Origin of the sequence: Streptomyces sp. 5-10, assembly GCF_014712245.1 — a bacterium.
GTDB classification, from domain to species: domain Bacteria; phylum Actinomycetota; class Actinomycetes; order Streptomycetales; family Streptomycetaceae; genus Streptomyces; species Streptomyces violaceusniger.
The window spans coordinates 1-11,769 of record NZ_JACVYG010000110.1 but is presented as its reverse complement, the minus strand read 5'-3'; the positions used below and the strand labels follow the sequence as shown (position 1 = coordinate 11,769).

Annotated in this window: 5 protein-coding genes and 3 pseudogenes; 6 read left to right on the top strand and 2 right to left on the bottom strand. The window is 67.8% G+C overall.

What is annotated here, in order from left to right; translation table 11 throughout:
* From IEJ02_RS50925 to IEJ02_RS51505, 5 genes and pseudogenes are all read left to right on the top strand, one after another.
* Positions 1–423 (top strand): annotated as a pseudogene (locus tag IEJ02_RS50925) (condensation domain-containing protein); the annotation flags it as partial.
* Between the two features lie 187 nt (positions 424–610).
* Positions 611–1,822 (top strand): amino acid adenylation domain-containing protein, encoded by a 1,212-nt coding sequence (locus IEJ02_RS46825; protein WP_498067137.1) that lies wholly within the window; start codon positions 611–613, stop codon positions 1,820–1,822.
* Positions 1,782–3,542, top strand: a pseudogene (locus IEJ02_RS51515) (condensation domain-containing protein); the annotation flags it as partial. The gene IEJ02_RS46825 and the pseudogene IEJ02_RS51515, both read left to right, overlap by 41 nt.
* A 30-nt stretch (positions 3,543–3,572) precedes the next feature.
* Positions 3,573–5,573, top strand: a pseudogene (locus IEJ02_RS51510) (non-ribosomal peptide synthetase); the annotation flags it as partial.
* A 45-nt stretch (positions 5,574–5,618) separates the two neighbouring features.
* Positions 5,619–6,317: an alpha/beta fold hydrolase gene (locus IEJ02_RS51505; protein WP_498067136.1), complete on the top strand. Its 699-nt coding sequence runs from the start codon at positions 5,619–5,621 to the stop codon at positions 6,315–6,317.
* Between the two features lie 110 nt (positions 6,318–6,427).
* Here the strand turns inward: IEJ02_RS51505 and IEJ02_RS46815 are convergent, their stop codons facing one another.
* Positions 6,428–8,689 carry a CocE/NonD family hydrolase gene (locus IEJ02_RS46815; protein ID WP_191070355.1) on the bottom strand — a complete coding sequence of 754 codons (2,262 nt, stop codon included), beginning with the start codon at positions 8,687–8,689 and terminating at the stop codon, positions 6,428–6,430.
* Positions 8,690–8,975: 286 nt separating this feature from the next.
* Here IEJ02_RS46815 and IEJ02_RS46810 point away from each other — a divergent pair, with 286 nt between their 5' ends.
* Positions 8,976–9,608 (top strand): TetR/AcrR family transcriptional regulator, encoded by a 633-nt coding sequence (locus IEJ02_RS46810; RefSeq protein WP_191070354.1) that lies wholly within the window; start codon positions 8,976–8,978, stop codon positions 9,606–9,608.
* A gap of 225 nt (positions 9,609–9,833) precedes the next feature.
* On the opposite strand, the gene IEJ02_RS46805 is transcribed toward IEJ02_RS46810, so the two are convergent.
* On the bottom strand, positions 9,834–11,769 hold a 1,936-nt coding region (locus IEJ02_RS46805), incomplete at its 5' end, for a non-ribosomal peptide synthetase (protein ID WP_191070353.1).

Genomic DNA, 11,769 nt, shown 5'->3' with positions numbered 1-11,769 from the left:
TTGCGGGTGGAGGCCGACCTGCATGCCCGGCTGACCGGGCTCGCGGTCGAGCAGGGCGTGACGATGTTCATGCTCTGGCAGGCCGCACTGGCCGTACTGCTCTCCCGCCTCGGCGCAGGAGAGGACATCCCTATCGGTTCCCCGGTGGCCGGACGGCTGGATGACGCACTGGAGGACCTGGTCGGCTTCTTCGTCAACACCCTCGTCATCCGCACCGACCTGTCCGGCGACCCCGACTTCCGACAACTACTGGACCGAGTACGCGAAACAGGCCTGGGGGCACTGGAACACCAGGACATCCCCTTCGAACGCCTGGTGGAGGAACTGGCACCGGAACGCTCCCTCGCCCGCCACCCACTGTTCCAGATCATGCTGGCCGTACAGAACACCCCCACCGCCCACGTGGACCTGCCCGGACTCCAGTCGGAACCGGTCGNTCTTCGCCACCGACCTGTTCGACACCACCACCGCCCAGACGCTCGCCACCCGCCTGTTGCGGGTCTTGGCAGCTGTCACCGCCGATCCAGACCTGCCCGTCCGGCGGATCGACACGCTCGATGCCGACGAACGACGGGCGGTCCTGCGGGAGTGGAACGACACCGCCGACGCGGTGCCGGAGGTGACGCTGCCGGAGCTGTTCACCGCACAGGCTGCCCGCACCCCCGAGGCGACGGCCGTCGTCTGCGAGAACACCCGGTGGACATACGCCGAACTGGACACCCGCTCCAACCGGCTGGCCCACCACCTGATCGGCCTCGGGGTAGGCCCGGAGTCACTGGTCGCTGTGGTGATGGACCGCTCCGCGGAACTCGTGGCCGTGCTGCTGGCCGTCCTCAAGGCAGGCGGGGCGTACGTACCCATCGACCCCGACCAGCCGCCCGCCCGGATCGACCAGATCCTCCGCGACACCCGGCCCATCCTGCTGGTCACCACCAGCGGCACGGTCATGCCCACCGGCAGTCTCGCTCCGAGCATCGTCCTGGACGACGCCAGGACCGAGGCCGCACTGGCGCATGCGGACGGGACCCCGTTGACCGATGCCGATCGGATGACGCCACTTCTGCCCGACCACCCGGCGTATGTCATCCACACCTCGGGCTCCACCGGCACTCCCAAAGGCGTCACCGTCCCCCATCGTGGCGTGGTCAACCTGCTGACCTGGATGCGGTCGCGGTTCCCCCTGTCCTCCAAGGACCGGGTCCTGCACCGCACGCCCTTCGGCTTCGACGCGTCCGTACGGGAACTGCTCTGGCCCCTGTCGCAAGGCGCCACCCTCCTGATAGCCGCACCGGGCGGACACCGCGACCCCGACTACCTCGCCGAACTGATCGCGCGGGAACACGTCACCGCCACCCAATTCGTCCCCTCCATGCTCTCGGCATTCCTTCAGGCCCGCGCCATCACCGCGTGCACAAGCCTGCGCATGGTGTTCAGCGGAGGTGAACCACTTTCCGCAAGCCTGCTCCGCGACTTCCACGCCGTCTTCCCCGTGCCGCTGTACAACCTCTACGGCCCTACGGAGACGACGATCGACGTGACGTTCCAGCCGTGCTCGCCCGGCGAACGGAACAAGATCGCCATCGGACGCCCCATACCCAACACGCGCACGCTCGTCCTTGATGATCGGCTTCGGCCGGTGGGGGTGGGTGTTGTGGGTGAGTTGTATGTGGCCGGTGTCGGGTTGGCGCGTGGTTATCTTGGTCGTGGTGGTGTGACGGGTGAGCGGTTTGTGGCGTGTCCGTTTGGGGTGGTGCCGGGTGAGCGGATGTACCGGACCGGGGATGTGGTGCGGTGGANTGGAGTTTGTGGGGCGTGTGGATGATCAGGTGAAGGTGCGTGGGTTCCGGGTTGAGCTGGGTGAGGTGGAGGCGGTGTTGTCGGGGCATGGGTGTGTGGGGCGGGTGGTGGTTGTGGTGCGTGAGGATGTTCCGGGTGACAGGCGTTTGGTGGCTTATGTGGTGCCGGTTGAGGGGTTGGTTGCCGGTGGTGGTCTGGTGTCGGAGTTGCGGGGGTGGGCTGGGGAGCGATTGCCGGACTTTATGGTGCCGTCGGCGGTGGTGGTGCTGGACGCCTTGCCGTTGACGGTGAGCGGGAAGGTGGATCGTGGCGCGTTGCCGGTGCCGGATTTTGGGTTGGGTGTGGGTGGGGGACGGGGTCCGGTGACGGTGCGTGAGGAGGTTTTGTGTGGGGTGTTTGCTGAGGTGTTGGGGTTGGAGCGGGTGGGGGTGGAGGACAATTTCTTTGATCTGGGTGGGCATTCGTTGCTGGCGGTGCGGTTGGTGGAGCGGTTGCGGGGGCGGGGGGTGTGGGTGGATGTGCGGACGTTGTTCACCGCTGCGACGCCGGTGCGGCTGGCGGCGGTGGCGGGGCGGGAGCCGGTGCGGGTGCCGCCGCGGGCGGTGCCCGCGGGTGCGTCGGTGATCACACCGGAGATGGTGCCGCTGGCGGGGTTGAGTGCGGGTGAGCTTGCGGCGGTGGTGGCCCAGGTGCCGGGCGGGGCGGCGAATGTGACGGATGTCTACCGGCTGGGGCCGTTGCAGGAAGGGTTGTTCTTCCATCACCGGTTGCAGGCGGGGCAGGAGCGGGATCCGTATCTGCTGCGGCAGGTGTTCCGGTTCGATTCCCGGGCCCGGCTGGAGGCGTTTTTGCGGGCCTGGCAGCAGGTGATGGACCGGCATGAGGTCCTGCGGACCTCGATCGCCTGGGAGGGGCTGTCTCATCCGGTGCAGGTGGTCCACCGCCGGGTGGTGCTGCCGGTGTCCTGGATCAGCGTGACCACACAAGGCGCTGTGGGGTCGGGGGGTGTGGTGGAGGAGTTGCTGGAGCGGTGCGGTGCGCCGATGGATCTGCGGCGTGCTCCGCTGGTGGATGGGTATGTGGCGGCGGAGCCGGGCACCGGGCGGTGGCTGCTGGTGTGGCGGATGCATCACATTACCCAGGACCACACCACGCTGGATGTGGTGCTCGATGAGGTGGCGGCGGTCTTGGAGGGACGGGCGGAGCAGCTGCCCGAGCCGCTGCCGTACCGGGAGTACGTCGGCCAGGCCCTGCTGGGCATGCCGGCAGCCGAGCATGAAGCGTACTTCGCCGGTCTGCTTGAGGAGGTGAGCGAGCCGACCGCGCCGTTTGGGGTGTTGCGGGTGCGTGGTGACGGCCGGGATGTCACCGACGGGCATGCGGTGCTGGACGGGGAGCTGGCGGCGCGGGTACGGGAGCGGGCCCGGCAGGCGGGGGTGAGCCCGGCCACCGTCTTCCACGTGGTCTGGACACGGGTCCTGGCCACGCTGGCCGGGCGGGACGATGTGGTCTTCGGTACCTTGCTGTTCGGGCGCATGCAGGCCGGTACCGGCGGGGACCGGGTACCGGGACTGTTCATCAACACCCTGCCCGTCCGCGCCGGGATCCGTGAGGTCGGTGCGGGCCGGGCACTCCGGCTGATGCAGACCCAGCTGGCCGACCTCATGGTCCACGAACACGCCTCACTGGCCACCGCCCAGCAAGCCAGCGGCGTACAACCACCCACCCCCCTGTTCACCGCCATACTCAACTACCGCCACCACACACCCAGNTCGGTGGATGACGACGGCACCGGCTTCGGCTTCACTGTCCGGGGCGCCGCCCCCATCGACCCGGACCTGGTCATCCGGCTGCTGCGGACCGCCACCGGCAATCTCGTCACCGCGCTGGAAGACCACCCCGACACCCCTCTGGCCGACCTCCCCGTCCTCGATCCCGACCTGCGCCACACCGTTCTGCACACCTGGAACGACACCGCACGTGGGGTGCCGGAGGTGACGTTGCCGGAGCTGTTCGCCGCCCACGTGGCGCGAACACCCGACGCGGTGGCGGTGGTGGGCCACGACGTGGAGTGGACCTACGCGGAGCTCGATGCCCGCTCCAACCGACTGGCACGTCACCTGATCAGCGCGGGCGTGGGACCGGAATCACTGGTCGCGGTGGTCATGGACCGCTCCCCCGAGCTCGTGGCCGTACTGCTGGCCGTACTCAAAGCAGGCGGCGCCTATGTGCCCATCGATCCTGACCAGCCTGCCGCCCGCATCCGTCACACACTCCACGACGCACAGCCCGCTCTGCTGATCACTACCAGCGGCCTGGAGCACCATCTGACCGAGGGCGAAGACCTGCCGGGAGGTGTGGGCGTGGCCCGGTTGTTGATCGATGATCCGGCGGTGATGGGCGCGGACGGTGTGCCGGGCGCCGGGTCCGCGGTGATGGATACGGCGGTGCCGGTGCGGTGTGTGCCTGGTCAGCTGGCGTATGTGATGTTCACGTCGGGCTCGACGGGGGCGCCCAAGGGGGTCGCGGTCACGCACCAGGATGTGGCTGATCTGGTGGGTGACCGGTGCTGGCACACCGCGGGACCGGTGCGGGGTCTGTTGCAGGCGCCGCACTGGTTCGATGCCTCCGTCTATGAGCTGTGGGTGCCATTGCTGACCGGCGGTCAGGTGGCGCTCGCTCCGGAAGGACGGCTTGACGCTGAGCGGCTGCGGTCGCTGGTTACCGGTCATGGGCTGACCCATGCGCACCTGACCGCGGGATTGTTCCGGGTGATCGCCGAAGAGGACGCGGACGCGTTCGCCGGCCTGGTCGAGGTCAGCACCGGTGGGGACGTGGTGCCCGCCCCCGCGGTACGGCAGGTGCTGGAGGCAGTGCCCGGCATCACGGTCCGCCACCTCTATGGTCCGACCGAGGTGACCTTGTGTGCTACGCAGATCCTCTTCCGGAACCCCGAGGAGACTGGAGAGGTGCTGCCCGTCGGGTATCCGTTGGACAACAGGCGGGCGTTTGTGCTGGATGACTTCCTGAGTCCGGTGCCGCCGGGGGTGGCGGGGGAGCTGTACGTAGCGGGTGTCGGGCTCGCCCGTGGCTATCTGGGGCGAGCGGAGTTGACGTCCGAGCGGTTTGTGGCGTGTCCGTTCGCGCTGGTGCCGGGTGAGCGGATGTACCGGACCGGGGATGTGGTGCGCTGGTCGGCCGACGGAGTGCTGGAGTTCATCGGGCGGGCGGATGAGCAGGTGAAGGTGCGTGGGTTCCGGGTGGAGCCGGGCGAGGTCGAGGCGGTGCTGGCCGAGCACGGCCAGGTCGCCCAGGCGGCGGTGATCGCACGTGAGGACGTCCCGGGTGACAAGCGGCTCGTGGCTTATGTGGTGCCCGCCGAGAAGTCCGCGACCGATGATCTGGTGGCGGAACTTCGGGCGCTGGCCGGGCAGCGGTTGCCGGAGTACATGGTGCCGTCGGCGGTCGTGGTGTTGGACGCCTTGCCGTTGACGGTGAACGGGAAGCTGGACCGGGCGGGGTTGCCGGTACCGGACTCGGCGGCCGCCGCGGATGCCGATGGGAACCGGGGTCTCGCCACGGTGCGTGAGCAGATCCTGTGCTCGGTGTTCTCGCAGGTGTTGGGTGTACCACGGGTCGGGGTCGACGACGACTTCTTCGCGTTGGGCGGGCATTCGTTGCTCGCGGTCCGGCTGGTCAGCCGGATCCGGGCGGTGCTGGGGGTGGACGTGTCGATGTCGGCGGTGGTCACCGCCTCGACCCCGGCCGGACTGGCCGATCAGCTGGAGCCGGGCGCACGACAGCACAACAGGGGAATACTGGTGCCGCTCCGCCCGACGGGCGATCAGGCGCCTTTCTTCTGCATCCATGCGGGACGCGACTTGAGCTGGGAATATGCGCGGCTGTCCAACACTATGCCGGCGCACTACCCGGTCTACGGGGTGGGACCGCGAGGTCTTGACGGCGGCGAGGCGGAACTGCCCCCATCGATGTCGGAGATGGCTGCGGATTATGTCGCCGAGATCCGGGAGATTCAGGCCACGGGGCCGTATTACCTGCTGGGCTGGTCTTTCGGTGGGCACGTCGCCCAGGAGATGGCCGTTCAATTGCAGGAGGCCGGTGAGCAGGTAGCGGCCTTGGTCGTGCTGGACGCATACCCAGAAGGCGGTCCGTTTGTTTCGGACGAGTGGGTGCGGGCTTGGTTGGAAAAGAGCCGGGAGGGGGACGCGATGGCCGAGGTCCTGTCACCTGACCTGTACGAAGCGCTCCTTGAGATCGGGCGGAACAACGCAAAGATCCTGCAAGCGCACCGGACGCGTAAATTCGAAGGCGATCTATTGCTGATAACTGCTGACGACCGATTGAACGATGGCATGGAGCGATGGCGCCCGTATGTCGGCGGTCAGGTGCGAGGGGGTGAGGTCTCTTGCCCGCATACCGAGATGATGACCAATCCTGACTCGGTCCAGCGCATTTGGGAAACAATGGCCAGGGAGTTCGATTTGGGGGAGCGCGCGTGAGATCTGACGGATGCCGAGTGGGAACGGCTCCAGCCGTTCCTGCCTGTCAACAACAAGCGAGCCGCGGCAGACGCAGCCGGTGAGTGCTCCAGCGGCAGCCTACGGTGGTGTCACCCTACGATCGGCAGCTGTACATAACCCAGGCGGGACGGTCCTGTGTGCACCCTGTTGACGGCCCCGTCGTGGTAGGCGGGGTCGTAGGCGTGGTGCATGCCGTGCGCGACGCCGTCGTAGGGCTGCACGTCGACGCGGATGCGTTGGCCTTTCCTGAGCAGCCCGGTGCTGGGGACCAGCTCGATCTCGACCTCGACCTCCTCGTCTGGGACGAGCTCTGCGTAGTCGGCTTTGCGATGGGTGTGTTTGACGGTGTAGTTCGTGCTGCGTTCTTCGTCGATCTTTCGATGTGAGGCTTTCAGCCAGCCCTTCATGAGCGGAATGGGGCGATCGCCGAAGCCGCTCGTGGCGAATCCGGTGAAGTCGACTTCGTGGCCGGCCTCGTCGATGACCCGTATCGACACGTAGATGTCCATGTCGTGGCTGGTGGACGAGACCGTCAAGCCGACTTTGCCGTATCCGGCGAGGATCGCGTCGGCCGTCAGCGGGGCGCTGAGGAACGAGATGCCGGTTGCGCGTGGATCGGACTGGGCCGATGCGGCATCGACGCGCAGGGCCGCGCCACGGGCAGGGGGAACCAGCGCGATCTCGGCCGAGTATGGCTGCTGCGCCGAGACGGTCGGCTCGCTCGCCTCCAGTCGGAGGAACTGTCGCTCTCCTGCCGGCTGGGCTGTCTGTGTGCGAGAGGCGTCGAGGTACCAGCGGCGGTACTCGGTGCGGGCGATGGGCCACTCGTTCTCGTGAAGGATGAGCGCGGCACCGTTGCCGGACCGGATCTCCAGGCGCACGGGCGGGATGTCCATGATCCCGTTGTCGATCCCCTTGAGCCAGTGGTCGAAGAACGCCTTGTGTGCGGCGACGGTCTCCTCGGCGTAGGACTTCTGGAACCAGTCGTCCCAGAGGTCGAGCTTCTTGTTCGCGGTCGGCGTGGCCAGATAGGCGTTGCTGCCGCCGAGTTGGTGGAAGTGGGCGGAGTGCGTCGTTGCGGCGACGGCCCAGAGGGGGATGGTGACGTCGGTCAGGTCGGGGCTCATGAAGACATCGGCCCGTGGTCCGAAAACGGCGTCCGGGTCGCTGTCGCGGAAGGGGCTGTCCTTGAGGGTGTGGATGAAGTCCGCGATGTCGGGCGTTCCGACGACTGCGGGGTCGATCCCGTTCGCTTTCCAGACGGGCCAGAACTGCTCGTTGAAGATTCCGCCGTTGTAGGCGACCTCCTCGTAGAGGTCCACGTCGGTGCCGATGGCGATCATCGCCTTGAGGTGCTTGGGCTTGAGGCTGGCGGCCTGGTGCTGGCTCATCGCGAGGTACGACATGCCCCAGGTGCCGACGTTGCCGTTGGACCATGGCTGAACGCCGGCCCACTCAATGCAGTCGCGAAGAGCCTCGGCTCCGGCGATTCCCCAGGGGGTGAGCCGTCCGGGGTTGTTGCCGGTGCCGGGCATGTCGGTTCGTACGACGGCGTATCCGTCGGGAACCCAGGAGGCGGTGTTGACCGTTTCGTGATTCTCGAAGGGCTGTCCGCCGGGATTGCCACAGAAGTAGTCGTCCTCCATGAGCTCGTGCTCTTCGAGGTCGGTGGCGGTCGCGATGGAGTGGTGGTTGAACGCCTTGCCGTAGGGCCCCGAGCTGATGACGACCGGGTAGGTGCCCGGCTGGGCGGGCCGGAAGACGTCCGCCAGGACGTATTCGCCGTTTTGCAGCGGGATCTTGACGTCGCGGAACCGCAGGATGCCCATCACGTTGCGCCGCACTTCATTGCGGGCGTTCGCCGGCGTGCACAGAGTCCGCGGGCCGGTGTCCTCGAAGACTCCGGCTTCGTTCAGATCCCGCAGGATCTCGGCGACGACCGGGTCGTCGGTGAACGCCTGGACCTTGTCGGCGACAGCGGTGCCCTGGAAGTCGGCGTCGTGCCGGAAATCGATGTGCCGGCGGCCGATGATGTCGTGGACCTCTGGGGCGATCTGTGTCCCGTGGTCCCGGATGTTCTTCCGGCCGAGGGTGAACACGAATCGGGCGATGTTCGTCAGCCCGGGGTCGCGCAGCTTGGCGACATCACCGTCCACACGGGCGACGATCTGCGCCAGGTTCACCCGGGGACGGGCGGAGACGTTGCCGATGGGCGTCGCCCCGACGAGGAAGGCGACCCGCTCTCCCTCCTCGTACAGGAATTCGCCCTTCTCTCCCGTGAGTCCCTGGTGAGTGGGGGTTTCGTAGGTGAGACCGGTGATCGGGCCGGCCAGGATACCTGTCTGCGTCATGGGCTTTCCTCAGGCGTGTCGGACCGGCGGCGAGCTTCTCGGTCCGGTCGAAGGTGTGGGCGGGTACGTCGTCGACGGAGAGTGTGTCGTCGAGGTGGCGCAGTGAGACGCGGAGCCTGCCGTCGGATCCGCGGAAACGCAGGATCGAAGGATCCCGTACCGCGGGCCGCCGGGCGCCAGCGGCTCGGACGGCCTGTAGATCCTTCGGCTGCTCTCCATGGCGTACCTCTTTGATCGGGTAGCGATATCAACAGGCGTTGATATCGCTACACCGTACACTGCTGGCATGGCTGAGCAACTCAAGACGCAGGAGCCGTCTGCGCGGCGCGGCCGAAGGCCCGGGCAGAACACGACCCGCCAAGCGGTGCTCAACGCCGCGCGTCGGCAGTTCGCCGCAGCCGGGTTCAAAGGCACGACGATCCGTGCGATCGCCGCGGACGCCGGCGTCGACGCCGCACTCGTCATGCAGTTCTTCCGGTCGAAGGACGAGCTCTTCGGAGCGGTGATGTCGATCTCGCCCGAGGCACTCTCCCGCATCGCGGGCGCGTTCAGCGGTCCTCTCGAATCGGTCGGCGAGCAGGCCGTCCGGGCGTATCTCGCCGTCTGGGAGGGCGATCACCCCGACGCCGACGCGCTGCGGGCGATGCTGCGCGGAGCGGTCTCCAACGAACAGGCGAGCACACAACTTCGAGAGTTCGTCGAATCGCGACTGTCCGAGGGCGTCCAGCACTTCGGATCGGACCGCCATGACGCCGCGCTCCGCGCCGCTCTCGCGTCCTCCATGCTGATCGGCATCACCGTCGGTCGGCAGATCCTGCAAGTCTCCGTGCTCGCCGAGGAGGAGCGCGAGGCGATCGTCCGGCGCGTTGGTCCGGCTCTGCAGGCGATACTCGTACCTCCGCAGTCGCCGTCGCCGTGAAACTTACGCGTCCACGCGCTATGACAGACGCAGCTCCGTCCATCTCGGCACCGTCACCGTCGCGACTCGCGTCATCTGGCGCCGTACATGATCGGCCGGACAAGTCCTGGTCGCGCGGAACGCCTCCGCCCGCCCGACCGCCCGCGGATATGGCGCTCACCGTCAGCTGCCGGTCGTCCCCCGCACCAACCGTGGTGCGGGGGACGTTTCCGTTCCACCTCCGCTCTACGAAGACTCCTTCTGGCGTGGCCTACGGCTGAGCGCGGGACGGTTACTCGCTTCGAAGCCGTGATTCGCGGCCAGCCCAGCCGGTGTCGGAGTCTCGAATACGGCCCGTACGGGCACCTCTAGCCCTAGCGCCGTCCGAATGCGGTTGACCAGCCGGACCGCCAGTAGAGAGTGCCCGCCCAGGTCGAAGAAGTCATCGTCCGGTCCGACCCGGGGCACCCCCAGTACCTGCGCGAAGACCGTACACAGGGCGTCCTCGCGCGGTGTGGACGGGCCTCGCCCCGCGCCTGCGGCGGCGGGTTCCGGGGCCGGCAGCGCCGCTCGGTCCAGCTTGCCGTTCACCGTCAAGGGCAAGGTGTCCAGCACGACCACCGCCGACGGCACCATGTACTGCGGCAACCGCCGTCCGGCGAACGCCCGCAGCTCCGCCACCAGGCCATCGGCGGGGGACTCTTCGCTGGGCACCACATAAGCCACCAGGCGCTTGTCATCCGCGGTATCCCCACGCACCACGACCGCCACCCGCGCGACACGCTCGTGCCCGGACAGGACGGCCTCGACCTCGCCCGGCTCGATGCGGAACCCGCGGATCTTCACCTGGTCATCCGCCCGGCCGACGAACTCCAGCACCCCGTCGCCCGTCCAGCGCACCACATCCCCGGTCCGGTACATCCGCTCACCCGGCTCCGTGGGGAACGGGCACGCCACGAACCGTTCACCCGTCAAGCCCGTACGGCCCAGATACCCTCGCGCCAGCTGCGCACCGGCGAGGTAGAGCTCACCCGCCACCCCGGGCGGCACCGGCCGTAGCCCGCGGTCGAGCACGAACACCCGTGTGTTGTCCACCGGAGACCCGATCGGAACCGTGCCGCGCTCACCAGCACGGCACTGGTGGCACGTCACATCGACCGTGCTTTCCGCCGGGCCGTACACGTTGTACAACGGCACCGGGCACATCTCGTGGAAGTCATCGCGCAGCTTGGGCGGCAGCGCCTCACCGCCGACGAACACCATCCGCAGGCTGGGGAACTCGGTGGCGGGACGGGCGAGGAACGCCGACAGTAGCGCGGGCACGAACTGGGCGACGGTGACACGTTCAGCTGTGATGAGTTCGGCGAGGTAGTCGGGGTCGCGGTGACCGCCGGGCGAGGCGACCACCAGGACGGCACCCTGCGACAGGGGCCACAACAGCTCCGGCACCGACGCATCGAACCCGAACGGCGTCCGATGCAGCACCCGGTCCGTGGATGACAGCGGAAATCGCGACTGCATCCAGTCCAAGAGGTTCACCACCCCGCGCTGCGGGACGGTGATGCCTTTGGGGGTGCCCGTGGAGCCAGAGGTAAAGATCGCATACGCCGCGTGGTCGGGATGCGGCGGTGCGGTGCGGTCGGCGTCGGTCAGTGGGCCGGCGTCGGACCCTGCCAGAACTTTCTCGGTGTGCGGGTCGTCCAGGGTGATGTGGTGCGGGCCGTCGGCCGGGACCTCAGTGGCGCTGGTCCTGATCAGCAGGGTCGGCTGTGCCGTGTGGAGGATGTGGCGGACGCGGGCGGCAGGGTGCTCGGGGTCGATGGGCACGTACGCCCCACCTGCCTTGAGGACGCCCAGCAGCACGGCCACCAGCTCGGCTGAGCGGTCCATCACCACAGCGACCAGTGACTCCGGCCCCACACCCAGGCTGATGAGGTGGCGGGCCAGCTGGTTGGAGCGGGCATCCAGTTCGGCGTACGACCATTCATCGTCGTCGCAGACGACGGCCGTCGCTTCTGGGGTGCGCGCTGCCTGGGCTTCGAACAGTTCCGTCGCCGTTGCGGCCGGTATCTGGCGTTGGGTGTTGTTCCAGGTGTGGAGGATGGTCTGTCGTTCGTCTGGGGTGAGGATGTCGATCTGGTGGATGGGCAGGTCGGGGGTGGTGGTGAGCGTGTGGAGGAGG

Excerpts from the sequence above, each read along its gene's own strand:
- IEJ02_RS46810 (WP_191070354.1), top strand. The coding sequence starts at position 8,976 with ATGGCTGAGCAACTCAAGACGCAGGAGCCGTCTGCGCGGCGCGGCCGA.
- IEJ02_RS46815 (WP_191070355.1), bottom strand. The coding sequence starts at position 8,689 with ATGACGCAGACAGGTATCCTGGCCGGCCCGATCACCGGTCTCACCTAC.